At 70.7% G+C, this 15,766-nt stretch carries 15 protein-coding genes and 3 tRNA genes; 11 read left to right on the top strand and 7 right to left on the bottom strand.

Annotation, left to right across the window (positions count from 1 at the left end; translation table 11 throughout):
• Positions 1–131 precede the first annotated feature (131 nt).
• The 6 genes from Pph01_RS29345 to Pph01_RS29320 all read left to right on the top strand — a co-directional run bounded on the left by Pph01_RS29345 (position 132) and on the right by Pph01_RS29320 (position 3,423).
• Positions 132–203, top strand: a tRNA-Gly gene (locus tag Pph01_RS29345).
• Positions 204–217: 14 nt separating this feature from the next.
• A tRNA-Cys gene (locus Pph01_RS29340) sits at positions 218–288 on the top strand.
• Positions 289–298: 10 nt separating this feature from the next.
• Positions 299–373 (top strand) — tRNA-Val (locus tag Pph01_RS29335).
• A gap of 192 nt (positions 374–565) precedes the next feature.
• Entirely contained in the window at positions 566–2,302 is a 1,737-nt protein-coding gene (locus tag Pph01_RS29330; protein WP_239117104.1) for an MFS transporter, read from the top strand.
• Positions 2,303–2,380: 78 nt separating this feature from the next.
• On the top strand, positions 2,381–3,124 hold the full coding sequence (locus Pph01_RS29325) for a dienelactone hydrolase family protein (protein ID WP_204076393.1): 744 nt from the start codon (positions 2,381–2,383) through the stop codon (positions 3,122–3,124).
• Between the two features lie 11 nt (positions 3,125–3,135).
• Positions 3,136–3,423 carry a DUF6295 family protein gene (locus tag Pph01_RS29320; protein WP_204076392.1) on the top strand — a complete coding sequence of 96 codons (288 nt, stop codon included), beginning with the start codon at positions 3,136–3,138 and terminating at the stop codon, positions 3,421–3,423.
• A gap of 164 nt (positions 3,424–3,587) precedes the next feature.
• On the opposite strand, the gene Pph01_RS29315 is transcribed toward Pph01_RS29320, so the two are convergent.
• The 6 genes from Pph01_RS29315 to Pph01_RS29290 form a co-directional block, all read right to left on the bottom strand.
• Complete coding sequence (locus tag Pph01_RS29315; protein WP_204076391.1) at positions 3,588–3,821, bottom strand: hypothetical protein; 234 nt, start codon at positions 3,819–3,821, stop codon at positions 3,588–3,590.
• A 188-nt stretch (positions 3,822–4,009) separates the two neighbouring features.
• On the bottom strand, positions 4,010–5,260 hold the full coding sequence (locus Pph01_RS29310) for an esterase/lipase family protein (RefSeq protein ID WP_204076390.1): 1,251 nt from the start codon (positions 5,258–5,260) through the stop codon (positions 4,010–4,012).
• Positions 5,261–5,372: 112 nt separating this feature from the next.
• Entirely contained in the window at positions 5,373–6,275 is a 903-nt protein-coding gene (locus Pph01_RS29305) for a TIGR03619 family F420-dependent LLM class oxidoreductase (protein WP_204076389.1), read from the bottom strand.
• Between the two features lie 15 nt (positions 6,276–6,290).
• A complete protein-coding gene (locus Pph01_RS29300) occupies positions 6,291–7,094 on the bottom strand; it encodes an SAM-dependent methyltransferase (RefSeq protein WP_204076388.1) in 804 nt (267 codons plus the stop codon).
• Positions 7,095–7,159: 65 nt separating this feature from the next.
• On the bottom strand, positions 7,160–7,921 hold the full coding sequence (locus tag Pph01_RS29295; protein WP_204076387.1) for a nucleotidyltransferase domain-containing protein: 762 nt from the start codon (positions 7,919–7,921) through the stop codon (positions 7,160–7,162).
• Positions 7,918–8,622 (bottom strand): nucleotidyltransferase domain-containing protein, encoded by a 705-nt coding sequence (locus tag Pph01_RS29290; RefSeq protein WP_204076386.1) that lies wholly within the window; start codon positions 8,620–8,622, stop codon positions 7,918–7,920. Before Pph01_RS29290 ends, Pph01_RS29295 begins: the two co-directional genes overlap by 4 nt.
• An 87-nt stretch (positions 8,623–8,709) precedes the next feature.
• Here Pph01_RS29290 and Pph01_RS29285 point away from each other — a divergent pair, with 87 nt between their 5' ends.
• From Pph01_RS29285 to Pph01_RS29270, 4 genes are all read left to right on the top strand, one after another.
• The gene (locus tag Pph01_RS29285) at positions 8,710–9,057 is read left to right on the top strand and encodes a winged helix-turn-helix transcriptional regulator (protein ID WP_204076385.1); all 348 of its coding nucleotides are present in this window, start codon (positions 8,710–8,712) and stop codon (positions 9,055–9,057) included.
• A complete protein-coding gene (locus Pph01_RS29280; protein WP_239117103.1) occupies positions 9,038–10,552 on the top strand; it encodes an LLM class flavin-dependent oxidoreductase in 1,515 nt (504 codons plus the stop codon). The genes Pph01_RS29285 and Pph01_RS29280 overlap by 20 nt, the downstream gene beginning before the upstream one ends.
• 59 nt (positions 10,553–10,611) lie before the next feature.
• Positions 10,612–11,604 (top strand): adenosine deaminase, encoded by a 993-nt coding sequence (gene add / locus Pph01_RS29275; protein ID WP_204076384.1) that lies wholly within the window; start codon positions 10,612–10,614, stop codon positions 11,602–11,604.
• 141 nt (positions 11,605–11,745) lie between these two features.
• Complete coding sequence (locus tag Pph01_RS29270; protein WP_204076383.1) at positions 11,746–13,041, top strand: hypothetical protein; 1,296 nt, start codon at positions 11,746–11,748, stop codon at positions 13,039–13,041.
• A gap of 26 nt (positions 13,042–13,067) precedes the next feature.
• Here Pph01_RS29270 and nhaA read toward each other — a convergent pair whose 3' ends face one another.
• The gene (gene nhaA / locus Pph01_RS29265; RefSeq protein ID WP_204076382.1) at positions 13,068–14,957 is read right to left on the bottom strand and encodes a Na+/H+ antiporter NhaA; all 1,890 of its coding nucleotides are present in this window, start codon (positions 14,955–14,957) and stop codon (positions 13,068–13,070) included.
• 188 nt (positions 14,958–15,145) lie between these two features.
• Between nhaA and Pph01_RS29260 the strand changes: the two genes are divergently transcribed.
• Positions 15,146–15,724: an ATP-binding protein gene (locus Pph01_RS29260; protein ID WP_204076381.1), complete on the top strand. Its 579-nt coding sequence runs from the start codon at positions 15,146–15,148 to the stop codon at positions 15,722–15,724.
• Positions 15,725–15,766: the final 42 nt, after the last annotated feature.

Genomic DNA, 15,766 nt, shown 5'->3' with positions numbered 1-15,766 from the left:
GTTTCGACGCTAACCCACCTATGCTTCGACGCTCGCCGAAGCATCCCCTCCCCCGTGCCTCGCACTGATTTGGGGTGTGGGCGGTGATTCGATAAAGTGCAACGCGTGAGTTCGCCCCCGGCGAGCGGCACGCGGAAGTGGCTCAGTGGTAGAGCATCACCTTGCCAAGGTGAGGGTCGCGGGTTCGAATCCCGTCTTCCGCTCGGAGTTTGCACCTGGTGGAGTGGCCGAGAGGCGAGGCAACGGCCTGCAAAGCCGTCTACACGGGTTCAAATCCCGTCTCCACCTCTGGTTTGACGGGCGATTAGCTCAGCGGGAGAGCGCTTCCCTGACACGGAAGAGGTCACTGGTTCAATCCCAGTATCGCCCACCATCTTTTCTCGGCCTTGACGGTCTGTTCGAAGCCGCCGGATCTCCGGCGGCTTTTCGCATTTCTCACCGAATCTGGAATCACCGCGTCGCGCCGGCAGGCCACCCCTGCCGCGTCCCGGTCGGACCAGGCCACCCCGCGAGTAGTTAGTTAGGCAAAGCAACTACTATCGGGGCGAAGGAGGAGAACGTGCGCATGCGTGACGCGGATAGCTCCATGGACGCCCTGAAGACCTCGACGGGTTCGGACCCGGCCCGGCGGGCCGGACGGCTCAACCGGGACCACCCCCGCTACAAGTGGGTGGCGCTGTCGAACACGACGGTGGGCATGTTGCTGGCCACCGTGAACTCGTCGATCGTCATCATCTCGCTACCGGCGATCTTCAGGGGCATCGGGCTCAATCCGCTGGAGCCCGGCAACGTGAGCTTCCTGCTGTGGATGATCATGGGCTTCCTGCTCGTGTCCGCCGTGCTGGTCGTCCCGGCCGGCCGGCTGGGAGACATGTTCGGCCGGGTGCGGATCTACAACGCCGGGTTCGCGGTGTTCACCGTCGCCTCGATCGCGCTGTCGCTCGACCCGCTGCACGGCGGATCGGGCGCGCTGTGGCTGATCGGCTGGCGGGTCGTGCAGGGCGTGGGCGGCGCCATGCTCTTCGCGAACTCCACGGCGATCCTCACCGACGCCTTCCCCGTCGAGCAGCGCGGCACGGCACTGGGCGTCAACCAGGTCGCCGCCATCGCCGGCTCGTTCCTCGGCCTGATCATCGGCGGGCTGCTCGCGGAATGGGACTGGCGGGTCGTGTTCCTGGTCAGCGTCCCCATCGGCCTCGTCGGCACGATCTGGTCCTACGCCTCGCTCCACGAGCTGGGCGAGCGCCGCCCCGGCCGGCTCGACCTGCCCGGCAACCTCACCTTCGCGGCGGGGCTCGGCGTGGTGCTCGCCGCCATCACCTACGGCATCCAGCCGTACGGCGGGCACTCGACGGGCTGGGCAAACCCGTGGGTCCTCGGCGGGATCGGCGGCGGAGTCCTGCTGCTGGCCGTGTTCTGCGTGATCGAGAGCAAGGTCGCCGAGCCCATGTTCCAGCTGAGCCTGTTCCGGATCCCGCAGTTCTCCGCCGGCAGCCTGGCCGTGCTGCTGTCGGCCATCGGGCGGGGCGGTCTACAGTTCATGCTGATCATCTGGCTGCAGGGGATCTGGCTGCCGCTGCACGGCTTCGCCTTCGAGGAGACGCCACTGTGGGCGGGCATCTACATGCTGCCGCTGACGGTGGGCTTCCTCGCCGCCGGCCCGGTGTCGGGCTACCTGTCGGACAGGTACGGGCAGCGGCTGTTCGCCTCCGGCGGCCTGATCATCGTGGCCGCGGCCTTCCTCGGCCTCGTGGCGCTGCCGGTCGACTTCCCCTACTGGGTCTTCGCGGCGTTGCTGGCGATCAGCGGGATCGGCTCAGGCGTGTTCTCCTCCCCCAACACCTCGCGGGTGATGAGCAGCGTGCCCGCCCACCAGCGGGGAGCCGCCGCCGGCATGCGCGGCACCTTCCAGAACTCCGGGCAGGCCCTGTCCATCGGCGTCTTCTTCTCCCTGCTCATCATCGGCCTCGCGGCGGGCCTGCCGAACGCCCTCACCTCGGGCCTGGAGAGATCCGGCGTCCCCGCGGCGGTCGCGCAGTCGGTCGGCCACCTGCCGCCCGTCGGCAGCCTGTTCGCCGCCTTCCTGGGCTACAACCCCATCCGGACGATCCTGCCGCCGGACGTGCTGAATTCGCTGCCGCCGGACACGCAGGCCCGGCTGACCGGAAACGAGTTCTTCCCTAATCTGATCTCCGCGCCCGTCCACCAGGGCCTCGTCGTGGTCTTCTCCGCCGCCGCGGTCATGATGGTCGTCGGGGCCATCGCCTCGCTGCTGGACGGCAGGCGGCGGAGGACGACCTGACCGAATCTTCCATCCCACTGCGAGCCGGGACGGGCTTTCGCAGCACGCGTAAACAAACACGAGCAAGAGGAAACAGCGATGAACGACGCGATCTGGGCCGGCACGGTCACCGTCGCCGGGCACGAGGACGCCGAGCTCGAGGCCTACCTGGCCCGGCCGCTCGGTGACCAGCCCCGCGGCGGCGTGGTGGTGATCCACCACATGCCCGGCTACGACCAGGCCTCCAAGGAGATCGTCCGCAGGTTCGCGGCCCACGGCTACGCGGCCGTCTGCCCGAACCTGTATTCGCGGGAGGGCGCGGGTGTGAGCCCGGACGACCAGGCGGCGGCGGCTCGGGCGAAGGGCGGCGTGCCCGACGAGCAGCTCGTCGGCGACGTGGCCGGAGCGGCGGCTCACCTGAACGGGCTCGAGCACGCCAACGGCAAGATCGGCGTGATCGGCTTCTGCTCCGGCGGGCGTCAGACGTTCCTGGCCGCCTGCTCGCTCCAGATCGACGCGGCGGTGGACTGCTACGGCGCCTTCGTGGTCAACGAGCCGCCGGCGGGGTCCGGCATGAAGGCCACGTCGGTCCTGTCCAAGTCGCCCGACCTGTCCTGCCCGCTGCTCGGGCTGTTCGGCGCCGACGACTCCTTCCCCGGGCCCGAGGAGGTCGGGGTGCTCTCCGCGGAGCTCGACAAGCTGGGCAAGGAGCACGAGTTCCACACCTACCCCGACGCCGGGCACGGGTTCTTCGCCGTCGACAGGCCCTCGTACCGCCCCGCTGCCGCCGTGGACGGCTGGAAGAAGATCTTCGACTTCTACGGCCGCCACCTCGGCGCCTGACAGGAGCCACGATGTGCACCTATCTCACCCAGAAGATCGAGCTTGACGGGGCCGCGAAGGGGGCGACCGGCTGGTTCACGGTCAGCGACGGCGCCGTCTACGTCGACCATCCGTTCCACGCCTGCCACGAGCACACGCTGAACATCGACTTCACGAACCCCGCCGAGGGCCCGTCGGCCCGGGTCGCGGTCGAGCTCACAGAAGAGGCCGCGCTGGCGCTGGTCGACGCCATCCAGAAGGCCCTGGCCTCGGCGCCGCCCGGGCTCGCGTCGGGCGGGCACGCGCGCGCCGCCTCCTGAGGCTCACTTCGCGGCGGCCCGGGGGGGCCCGCGCCCGTCTCAGCGGCGCTGAGCGGCGCGGGTCATCCGGCCCAGGTCAGGCGGCGGCAGGTCAGACGGCCCAGATCAGCCAGGCCCAGATCAACCAGGCCCAGATCAGCCAGGCCCAGATCAGGCGGCAAGGATCAACCGGCGCGGCCGGAGAGCTGGTCGAACAACTCCAGGGCGGCCTGGCGGACGTCGTCGGGGGCGATGCCGTCCAGGGTGCTGCGGGCATGGTCGTTGTCGCGAGTGGTGGCGCAGGTGATCGCGACCGACGCGGCGGCCGCGTGACGAAGCGATCCGGCGGGCGCGTTGTCCGCCAGCTCCTGGGCGCTCGTGGCGAGATCGAGGTTGTCCCTGCTGAATGGGCTGGTCACCGAGGTCTCCTGGAGTGGTCGTGATTGGAGCCATTATCAGTCATCCCTGCCCGCATGCGACCATCGCCCACCTGTGTCATTCCTGTGAGCCCTGCTCATGGAACCGGCCCCGGGTCCTCAGTACGGGATCCGGGGCCGGTGGACGTGGGGGCCGTGACGCCCTATTTCGGGCGCCGGGCCGATCCTGATCAGCCGAGCCAGGCGGCGACCTGGTTCATGGCGCTGGACGCCCAGCCGAGCTTGAGGTGGTTCAGGCCGAGGACGGCGGTGGCCGCCCGGTTCCCGATCCCGTCGGCCGCGGAGCAGCTGGCGACGAAGACGGCTCCGTCGGACGGGCCCGTGTGCTCGTTGTGCAGAAGCGCCATGTCCGGCGTGTTGCCGCAGAGCTGGTAAACCGGCACGCTCGCGGGGGTGCCGGCGTTGATCAGGGGCACGACCAGTGAGCCCCGGTCGATGGCGTACTGGATGCCTCGGCCGGCCGTGTAGAAGCCCGTACCGCCGTAGTAGGTGGTGTACCAGTCCTGCTCGAGGGTGGACAGCGGATAGACGTCGTCCCAGCGGTAGAGCATGTCGTCGGAGCCCGGGTAGGCGTCGCCCTCGTAGCTCAGGTCGGTGTGGGTGCGCCACAGGCCGTAGCAGACCATCTTCGTGTGCGGTGCGGGCGCGTTGAGCGTGCCGCCGCATTCAGGAAATATCGCGAAATCGTGGGTCCAGCCGTGCCGGTAACCCCAGTCGAAGCCCTTGTTCGGACCGCCGAGCAGGATCAGTTTCCTGACGTCCCCCCTGTACGCGGTGCCCCACGACTTACGCAACGACGAGACGTACATGCGGGCGTTGAACGCGCCCTTGGACCAGCCGACCACGTCGACCTGGGAGGCCCCCGTCTTGGCCCTGATCAGGGAGACTGCGTCGGCGATCTGCTCCGACCAGTAGTACCCGTCGCCGGTGGTGTGCGGGAAGCCGATCGCGAAGACCTTGTATCCCTTGCCGCTCAGGCTCTGCATGAGCCCCGTCGTGGGGCAGCTCGCCTGGCCGCAGCCGTACGCGCCGGCGGCGTTGGGGTTCGCCCACGCCTGGTCGGCCGTCTGGTTGGCGCCGTGGACGAGCAGGACGGGCACGGGCTTGGAGCCGGTCTGCCATCCCGGTGCGGAGTAGAGCAGGAAGCGCGAGGAGTGCGGGCGGGCCACGTCGCCGAACAGGTGCTTCGTCTGGCCCGTCTGGTCGCCCCGGCCGTCCGACGGGTACGTCTCGGCCATGAAGGCGCTGGAGTTGTCCTTGTACCGCTCGACCTGGGCCCAGCCGTTCTGCAGTCCGGACGTGTAGGTCGCCTCCAGCGTCACGGAGCCGGTGGCCGAGGCGGGCGCGGCCGGTGCCGCGAGGACGATGGCGGCCACCATCGCAAGGGCGGCCGGCAGGCGGCCCCACGGACGTCGTCTCATCACATCTCCCTTGACGGTCGACCCCCGTGACAGACACCAGTTCGCCCTATGGAGGCGGCCGGATCAATGTGGGCGGCCCACATGCCAGAGGCCCCGGCGGTGGGGAGGACGTTCAGAGCGCGGCGCGGAAGGCCTCGGCGAGCTCCAGGAGGTGGTGGTCGTCGCGGGCGGTGAGCTGGAGGTCCACGAAGATCTCATGGACTCCGGCGTCCGCCGCGGCGGAGAGGTATCCGGCGATCTGCGCCACCGTTCCCGCTCGCGGCACCCGCGACTCGGGCGCGGGCTCGTCGGTGACGACGGGGTTGCTGCGCAGGGCCATGCGCAGCGCGTCGGGATCGCGGCCCGCCTCCTCCGCACTGCGCCTGATGGCCCTCCACATGGAGGTGAGGACGGGGATCGGGAGCGAGGCGGGCAGCCAGCCGTCCGCCCTGCGCCCGACCCGCTCCAGGGCCGCTGGGGCGAACCCCGACAGGTAGAGCGGCGGCCTCGCGGCCGGCTTGGGGAAGATGTGGCTGGGGGCGACCGCCCAGCGCTCGTCCTCGTAGGAGACCGGGTCGGTGGTCCAGACGGCGTCCAGCACGTCGAGGACGGCGTCGAACCGGGATCCCCGCGATTTCCAGGGCACCCCGACCGCGGCGTACTCGTCGGAGGACCAGCCCAGCCCCAGTCCCACGCACAGGCGGCCACCGCTCAGCTGGTCGACGGTGGCGAGCGAGCGGGCGAGCAGCACCGGCGGGTACCAGCAGGCGTTGAGCACGCTGGTGCCGAGCCGCACCCGCGTGGTGGTCGCCGCGGCGACCGACAACACCGCGACGGGGTCGAGGAAGACGCGGTGGGCCTCCGGGATGGTCCCGTCCCCGCCGGGATAAGGGTCCTTCGGCTTGAGCGGGGTCATCAGCCGGTCCCCGACCCACAGGCTCGAGAACCCGAGCGACTCGGCCTCCCGCGCCACGAGCCGCACGCTGTCCAGCGACGCGAACCGCCCGTACTGGGCGAGCGCAAGACCGATCTCCACGCTGGGACCTCGCTGTCAGATCTTGCGGCCCACGCCGCAGAGGATGAGTGACGTCTCCGGCGGGTCGAACTGCACCGAGACGTCGGGCCGCCATTCCGGCAGCCAGACCAGGCCGGGCTCCACCAGGTCGAACCCGTCGAACAGGCCGCCGATCTCGTCCCGGCTGCGCAGCACCAGCGGGGAGGTCGCGCCCTCGTAGACCTGCGTGCCGGTCTTCACGGCCTCGGCCCGGGCGTCACGCGTGCCGTGCGACAGGACCAGGAAGCTGCCCGGGGGCAAGGCGTCCCGCAGGGTGGTCAGGATGCGGACGGGGTCGTCGCCGTCCGGGATGAAATGCATGATCGCGACGAGGAGCAGGCCGATGGGCTTGCCGAAGTCGAGGGCCTTGACCACGTCGTCGTGGTTGAGGATCTCCTCCGGGCGCCGCAGGTCGCCCTCGACGACCGTGGTCGTCCCGCCCGCGCCCGCCAGCAGGGCCCGCGCGTGACCGAGCACGACGGGGTCCTTGTCCACGTAGACGACCCGGGCGTCGTCGATGACCTCGGCGGCCACCTCGTGGACGTTGCCCTGGGTGGGCAGCCCGGTCCCGATGTCCAGGAACTGGGTGATGCCCGACTCGGCCAGGAACCGCACGGCCCGGCCGAGGAAGGCGCGGTTCTCGCGGGCGGCGAGCCGCAGTTCAGGGGCGACGGCGAGGATGCGCTCGGCGGCCTCACGGTCGGCGGCGAAGTTGTCCTTGCCGCCCAGGTAGTAGTCGTACAACCGCGCGATGTTGGGCGTGGTCGGATCGAAGCCCCAGGATCGGCGATCTTGCTCCAAGGAGCACTCCCCCGTGCGTGTTCATGATCTCGACAGTGATCAGCATATCCAGCTTGTCCGGAATGTCAGCATCGGGGGGAGGCGAGGCGCGTCCGTACGACGAGATCGTGCAGAGCGTCCTGCGCTGAGGGCCGGTCCGGCAGATGGGAGCGGTCGCGTGCCTCCTCCAGCTCGGCGGTCAGCGCGTCCAGGTCGCGGTCCAGCACGCCGGCGCCGGGGGCGTCGCCGGGCAGCGCGCCGTGCTCGGCCTCGCGCTTGGCCGCGACCAGCTCGGCGAGGTACGGCGGGCCGCTGTCCAGCAGCCCGGTCAGGTCGGCGACGAGCCGCCCCGTGCGCATCAAGTGGACGCCGGTGAGCAGCACCCGGAACGAGTAGAGCAGGGGCTTCAGCTCGCCGGTCTTGCCGAACAGCCGCCGCTGGGTGCGCGCGAACCCGAGGTAGTGGTGGGCGTGGTGGCGGGTGAGGCACGCCGGGGCCAGAGCGGTCAGCTCCTCGTGGACCGGCGACGAGGCCACCACCAGCGGCGAGAGCAGCTGCTCCAGCACATATCCGTTGCGGCCGAGCAGCAGCCGGCAGAACTTGGCGAGGTCGTGGGTGACGAGATCGACCTCGACGCCTTCGCGCACCCAGGAACGGGTGACCGTCTCCTCCCCCGGCCGCAGCCCGACGACGTCCTCGACGGGCAGCAGGTGCACGCCGCGCAGATCCACGTCGGAGTCGCGGGACGGGAAGCCGTACAGATGCGCGCCGCTGACCGTGGCGAACGCCAGCGGATGCGGCTGCTCTCCCGGGATGCGGTCGAGCCACGCCGGCAGCACCGCGGTCACAGGGCGGACCTCCGCACCCTCATGAGGAAATCCTCGATCACGTCCTTGCCGGGCTCGTCGGGAAGCACGCTTCCCCCGGCGATCGCCGCCGTCAGCTCGCCCGTCAGCTCCTCGCGCCAGCGCTTCGCCTCCTGCCAGCCGGTCGCGCCCTGCCGTACGGCGAGCAGGCGCGCGCGGAGGCGGTCGTCGACGCGCACCAACGGCTCGCCGTGGCGCACCAGGTGCAGCCCGCTGACCAGCAGCCGGAGCAGATGCATCGCCATCTTCCTGATCCGCGGATCGCCGGCGAACCTGGCGTCGGGCCCGGGCTGCTCGGCCCCGCGGGACTCGAGGCGGCGGAACTGGTCGTCGGAGTAGGCCGCGAACGTGCGCTCGGCCTCCCTGGACAGGAAGGCCTGCCGGATCGCGAGCAGTTCTTCGCCGACGGGGGTCACGTGCTCGACGATCGGCGACCACAGGCACTCCAGGACGGTCGGGTTGGCGCGCATCGCCAGCACGCAGAACCGCTCGATCTCCCAGGAGAACTGCTCGGCCATCGGGCCGTCCATGTGCGTGGGCGGCTTGTCCAGACGCCAGAACATCGGCGTGGGGACCACGAAGACGCCCCTCCGGTCCACGTCGGAGCCCTCGCCGTCCAGCCCGTACGCACGGGAGCCGGTCACCACCGACAACACGGTGCCCTCCGGCACCTGGAGCTCCATGACGCGAGATCATGCCATATCAGGAAACTTCCACAATGGAAGTAGCTTCTCAAAAGTAAGCTATGCTGTCCGGCGGTGATCTGACTTATGACGACAAAAGATGATTTCGAGGCGCGCTGCCCCTCGTTCCAGGCCGCGATCGAGCTCGTCGGGCGGCGCTGGAACGGCGCGATCCTGATGGCGGCGCGGGACGGCGCGCGGCGCTACAGCGAGTTCCTCGCCGCCGTGCCGGGCATCTCCGAGCGCGTGCTGGCCCAGCGGCTGCGCGAGCTGGACGCCGCCCAGGTGCTGGTCCGCGAGGTTCAGCCGACGACGCCCGTCCAGATCACCTACACGTTGACCGAGAGAGGCAAGGAGCTGGCCCTCGCCGTTCAGCCACTGATCGCGTGGGGGGAACGCTGGCTCGGGAGAGGTAGTGAAGAACACGATGGCTGACTTCGGGCACGAACTGTGGTTCGGCGCGTTCCTCACGCCGGACGCGGCCGGACGCCGCAGGCTCGAACGGCAGGCCGTGCTGGCCGAGGACCTCGGGCTGGACATCATCGGCATCCAGGACCACCCGTACCAGCCGTCCTTCCTCGACACGTGGACGCTGTTGTCGGTGCTCGCCGCACGCACGTCACGCATCCGGCTGTTCCCGGACGTGGTCAACCTGCCGCTTCGCCCGCCCGCCGTGCTCGCGCGCAGCGCCGCCTCGCTCGACCTGCTGAGCGACGGCCGGGTCGAGCTGGGCCTGGGCTCCGGCGCGTTCCCCGGCGGCGTCGCGGCCCTGGGCGGGCCGCAGCGCACACCCGCGGAGTCGGTCGACGCGCTGGAGGAGGCCATCGGGGTCATGCGGGCGTTGTGGACCCCCGGCGACGGCGTGCGCCTGGACGGCCGCCACTACCGGCTCGACGGCGCCCGGCCCGGGCCGTTCCCCGCCCACCCCATCGGCCTGTGGATCGGCGCCTACAAGCGCAGGATGCTCGAGCTGACCGGGCGGCTCGGCGACGGGTGGGTCCCCTCGTCCGGCTACGCGGCGCCGTCCGAGCTGGCGGGCATGTCGGCTGTCATCGACGCCGCCGCCGAGCGGGCCGGGCGGGAACCGTCCGACGTCCGGCGTGTCTACAACGTCTCCGGGCGCTTCTCCAGCCTGGCGGGCGGCGGATTCCTCGACGGCCCGCCGCGGGTCTGGGCCGAGCAGCTCGCCGAGCTCACGTTCCGGCACGGCATGAGCGTGTTCGTGCTCGCCGCCGACGACGAGCGCAGCCTGAGGACGTTCGCGGAGGAGGTCGTGCCCGCGGTCCGCGAGGCCGTGACCCGCGAGCGCCCCGCGGCCGCACCTGCCGGAGAGCACGTCCCGGTCGCTCCCCCGGCCGTCATGGCGGCGGAGCGGGGCTCCGTGAGCGTCCTGGACGAGGCGACCCGGCCCCGGTCCGCCAAGCGCGACATCAACGCCCTGTCCCCCGCCCAGCAGGCGAACGGGCAGCGCCTGGTGCTCATCCACGACCACCTCCGGCAGGAACTCACCCAGATCAGGGACGCGCTGGAGCAGGTCGCGGACGGACAGGCCGACGCGGAGTCCCTCCGCTCTTTGATCAACCAGCTGACGATGCGGCAGAACTACTGGACGCTCGGCACCTTCTGCGCGTCGTACTGCAGGCTGCTCACCACCCACCACACCATCGAGGACGAGCACATGTTCCCGATGCTGACCGGGGCGGAGCCGTCCCTCGGACCGGTGGTCGAGCGCCTGGAGGAGGAGCACGAGGTCATCGCCGGCGTGCTGACCGGGCTCGACGCGGCGCTCGTCGCCATGATCGAGGACCCGGAGAAGCTCGACGGCGTCCGCCTCCAGGTGGACCTGCTCGCCGACGCGCTTCTGTCGCACCTCGGTTACGAGGAGGAGGAACTGGTGGAGCCGCTCGCCCGGCTCAACCTCGGCTTCTGAGGCCGGAGCGGCGGAAATTCGGATGCGGGACGGGGACCGGCCTGCCTATCCTCCCGGCCATGCGGGACATCACGCTGCTGCCGAAGGCGCATCTGCACGTCCACCTGGAGAGCACGATCCGGTGGGAGACCCTGGAGGAGATCGGGGCGGCGAACGGCGTGGCCGTCCCCTCCAGCGGAGCCGGCGGGGCGTCCCTCGCCTTCGACGGCTTCCGGCAATTCGCCGACCACAACTCTCTCGTGCGCGATTGCCTGCGCCGTCCGGAGGACTTCCGCCGGATCGCGGTCGAGTTCTGCGAGGACGAGGCGGCGCAGGGCACCGGATACGCGGAGGTGACGTTCACCGCGGCCTCCCACGGCGAACGGCTCGGTGACCTGGAGATGCCGCTGGAGGCCGTGCTGGACGGGCTCGCCGAGGGACAGGCGGCCTACGGCGTGCAGTGCCGGGTGGTGCTCGACCATTCGCGGCGCCGGTCGGTGGACCGGGCGTGGCGCACGGTGAAGCTGGCCGCCCGTCACGCGGCCGTCGTCGGCGTGGGAGTGGCCGGGGAGGAGTCCCATCCACTGGCTCCGTTCTCCGAGGTGTTCGCGGCCGCCAGGGACGCGGGCCTCCACGTCGTCCACCACGCTGGCGAGACCTGCGGAGCGGCGAGCATCCGCGAGGCGATCGGCGGCGGCACCGAGCGGCTGGGGCACGGGGTCCGGGTCCTGGACGACGCGGAACTCGTGGCCGAGGTGCGGGACCGGGCGATCCCGCTCGAGGTGTGCCCCTCGTCGAACGTCGCCCTGGGAGTCGCGGACTCCCTCGCCGCCCATCCCCTGCCCCGGCTGCGCGACGCCGGTCTCGTCGTCACGTTGAACACCGACATCCCGTCGATCGCCGGGACGACGTTGTCGCAGGAGTACGCCCGTGTCCGGGACGCCTTCGGGTACGGCGACGAGGTCATGGCCGAGTTCGCTCGGGCCTCGATCGCGGCCTCGTTCGCACCGGCGGAGACGAAGGAGCGGCTGACCCGGCGGGTGGACGACTGGCTGGCGGCCCCGGACTCCTGAGTCGCGCGGCGACTCGTGTGGCGTATCGGTCCTCCGTAATCACTTCGTTTCCGACGGTGAGCAACGGTTTACTCACGGAACATGCCCACGTTCTGGAATGATCTCGCAGATATCGTGTCGGAGATCGAAAGACAGTGACCGATGCCACCTTTAGATGAAATAACCGCCTTCACCTCGGCCCATCCGGTCGGCACCGTCGTGATCTGCGTGTCATCCCTGGCCGTGCTGACTCTGGTCTTCTTCGTCCTGCGCGCCGCCTTCCGGGCCGTGACGCGGCTCCTCCGCCGCTACGCCGCCGGCCGCCCGGCGGAGGACATCCTCACCATCGTCGCCGCGAGCATCGCCACCGGCGTCTCCGCTCAGGGCATGTGGCGCTTCTCCGGCGACGTCCTCGGGTTCGACGGGCCGCTGCGCCTGCTGCTGTTCGCGTTCATCGAAGTCGCAGTGATCACCAGCGCCGTCCGGGCCCGCCGCAACATGCGGGAGAACTACTCCGCCGGCATCGACGGGATCGCCGTATGGGCCCTCACCGGCCTGTCGGCGGTGTTGTCCAGCCTGGACGCCAGGAGCCTCGCCGAGGCGCTGTTCCGGCTCGCCGCGCCGCTCGTCGCCGCGTGGCTGTGGGAACGCGGCATGGCGATCGAGCGGCACCGCATCACGGGCCGCGCCCGGATCAACTGGCGGCTCACCCCCGAGCGCGTGCTGGTCCGGATCGGGCTGGCCGAGGCGAGCGACAGGACCGCGAGCGAGGTGGACGCGCACCGCAGGCTCACCCGCGTCGCCCTGGCCGCCAAACGCGCCCGGGCCCTGCGCGAGGCCGGGGCGTCCGACCGCAGGATGCGCGCCGCGCTCACCCGGCTCGACAAGGAGATGGACCGGGCCGTGGAGTACACCGGCCTCGCGGTCGACGCCGAGCGCCAGGAGGCGCTGCTGTCCCAGATTGGAGCGCTCTACAACACGGCGGCGCTGATCGACCTGAACCCGCCCGTCCCGTGGGCGCCAGAGCCGGAGGAGCCTCCCGCCCGCCCCGCCCTGGCCGCGGGCGAGGTCGACGACGAGGACGAGATCCGACGGGCGAACGCCCCCCAGATCGTCGACACCGCGCAGCGCGCCGCCGGCATCCGGGCCGCCCGGGAGTACTGGGACCAGCAGATCGAGCGCAGGTACGTGCCCCGCGCGGCCGACATCGCGCTCGAGATCGGCATCCCGCTCGACACCGCCCGCGAGTACCGCTCCCTGTGGAAGCTCGAGGCGAAGGCGTACGCCCTGATCGAGGCCGCCTACAACGAGCACGGCATCCTCGACACCGGCACGTTCCCGGCCATCGAGGTGGACGAGCCGGTCCTGTCGGTCAGCGGCACACCGGCCGCCGGTTCGGCGGCGAGCGGCCCGTCCATGAACGGTTCGTCGGTCCACGGAGGACCGGCCGGCCGGTGACGAGCCCGCCCGCCTGAGCCGGGCGCCTACGACCTCAGGGCCTCGCGCACCCGCGCGGCCTTGACCGCGGCGGACAACGTCACGATGTCGTAGGCGCCGTGGTGGCGCCGCCCGTTGATGAAGAACGTCGGGGTGCCGGACACCCCGCTCAGGTCGGCGGAGTCCATGTCCTCCTCGATCCGGTCGGCCCCGGCGTGGGCGTCGAGGTCCTCCCGGAACCGCTCGGCGTCGAGACCGATCTGCTCGGCGTAGACGACGAGGTCGGGGAGCAGCAGGTCGCCCTGGTGGCTGAGCAGCAGGTCGTGCATCTCCCAGAAGGCCCCCTGCTCGGCCGCGGCCTCCGCCGCCTCGGCGGCGAGCTGCGCGGACGGATGGACGTCGCGCAGTGGGAGGTGCCGCCAGACGTACCGGACGTCCCCGAAGTCGGCGAGGATCTCACGGACCACCGGCTCGGCCAGGCCGCAGTAGGGGCACTCGAAGTCCCCGTACTCGACCAGGGTCACGTGCGCGTCCTCCGGGCCCCGCAGATGGTCGCGGTCCGGGTCGACCGGGTCGGCGAGGTCGACGATGCTCTCCGCGGTGCCGAGCAGCGCCCTGGCCCTGGTCTTCCTCGGCAACATGGCGGTCACGCGCGACACGATCCACGTGATCACCGAGGCGCACAGGGCGGAGGCGAGGATGCCGAACTTGGCCTCCTCCAGCTCGGAACCGCTGAAGGCGAGCGTGGCGATCAGCAGTGAGACGGTGAACCCGATTCCCGCGATGGTGCCGACGCCGGTGACCGCCGCCCACCCGACCGGGGGCCGCACCCGCCCGCCGCTGAGGCGGGTGACCAGCCAGGTCGAGCCGATGATGCCGACGGGCTTGCCCACCACATAGGCGATCAGGATCCCCAGCGTGATCGGCGAGGTGATCGCGTGCACCAGGAACTCGCCGCTGAGCGGGATCCCGGCGTTCGACAGCGCGAACAGCGGCACGATCACATAGCTCGTCCAGGGGTGGTAGAGCTGCTGGAGCCGGTGGTTGCGCGAGACGGCGTTCACCACGCCCGCGGTCGCCGACCGGGCCAGCTCGGCCGTCGGCTGCTCGCGGAACAGCCGGAACAGGTCGCTCGCCCGCTCCAGGTCGGTGCGGGCCGCGGGCGAGGCGTTCGTCAGCAACCCCATCGCCAGGCCGATGACGACGGGTTCGACCCCCGACTCGAACAGCGCGGTCCAGGCCCCGATCCCCAGTGCCGCGTAGAGGAATCCCCCGCGCACCGATCTGGACTTGAGCACCACGGTGACCGCGAAGATCGCGATCGCGACCAGGAGCGGGAACGCCGACACGTGCTCGCTGTAGAAGATCGCGATGACGCAGAGGGCGATGAGGTCGTCGACGACGGTGACGGTGAGCATGTAGGTGTGCGCGCGGGCGGGGAACCGGGAGGCGACCAGGGCCAGCATCCCCAGGGCGAACGCCGTGTCCGTCGACATGGCGGCGCCCCAGCCGTGCACGGACGGCAGGCCCCGGTTGAACACCGCGTAGATCGCGATGGGCACGAGCATCCCGCCGATGCCGGCGAGGACCGGCAGGGCGAGCCTGCGCCGGTCGCGCAGCTCGCCCATGTCGAACTCGCGCCGCGCCTCCAGGCCGACCACGAAGAAGAAGAAGGTCATCAGGCCTGCGTTGACCCAGTGCCTCAGGTCCTGGGCGACGGCCGCGTCGCCGAGCCGTACGGACAGCTCGGTGCCCCATACGGCGTCGTAGGACCGAAGATCCACATTGGCCCAGATGAGGGCGGCCAGCGTGGCGGTCAGCAGGATGGCGGCACTGCCGGTCTCGGTGCGCAGGAATTCGCGCAACGGCGTCTCGAGCTGCCGGACCCAGGTGGTCCGTCCCGAGAACGTGGTGGAGGCTTCGCGCGGTTCCGTCACGTCTCCTGAGACATATATCGTCGGCGACACATTCCCGGAACGGCGATTGACTTCGCAAAAGTCAGCGGATGGACAACAAATCTTCGATCCTCGCGGACATACGCCGCAGGCAACTACACTCCTACCTTCTTGTGACATCTCCGGCTGACTCGCGGGCGTCCAATCTGTGGGACCACAGAGGAGGCTCGATGGAGATCTCGGGGGACGCCGCGGGAAATCGGGTGGCGCGGCTCGCCGGTGCGCGCGAGCAGGTCAGGCAGGCACGCCGGCTGGTGTCCGCCGTCCTGGGGCGCGACCATCCACGCCATGACGACTGCGTGCTGCTGACCAGTGAGATCGTCACCAACGCGGTCATCCACTCACGATCGGGACAGGGCGGCACGTTCGTCATCACCGTCTCGCGCCTTGCCGACCGGGTGCGGATCCGCGTGGAGGACGACGGATCCGCAGCCCCACCGTGTGCGGGGCACGTGGTGCCGAACGGCTCCAGCGGACGGGGGCTGCCCCTGCTGGACGTGCTGTCCGACCGCTGGGGGATCATCCGGGAAGGCGGCAGGAACGACGTGTGGTTCGAGGTCCGCGCCGAGACGGCGCGGGAGGCCTCAGGAGCCGGCGACCACGGAGACGCGGTCGGCGCAGACCTGCACCACCTCGAACCGGTGTCCGGCAACGGTGAACTGGTCACCCACCTTGACGCTCACCGAGCCGGGATCGCCCGCCGCGCCCCCCATCAGCGCAAGCGTCGCCTCATGGTCGTCCCCGACTGAGTTGAGCCCGGCTCGGGCGCCTCCGGCCAGGGGGTAGGCGCC

This window comes from Planotetraspora phitsanulokensis (assembly GCF_016863295.1).
Classification (GTDB): Bacteria; Actinomycetota; Actinomycetes; order Streptosporangiales; family Streptosporangiaceae; genus Planotetraspora; species Planotetraspora phitsanulokensis.
Note: the sequence above shows the minus strand (reverse complement) of the source record. Positions and strands in the feature narration are given on the sequence as shown.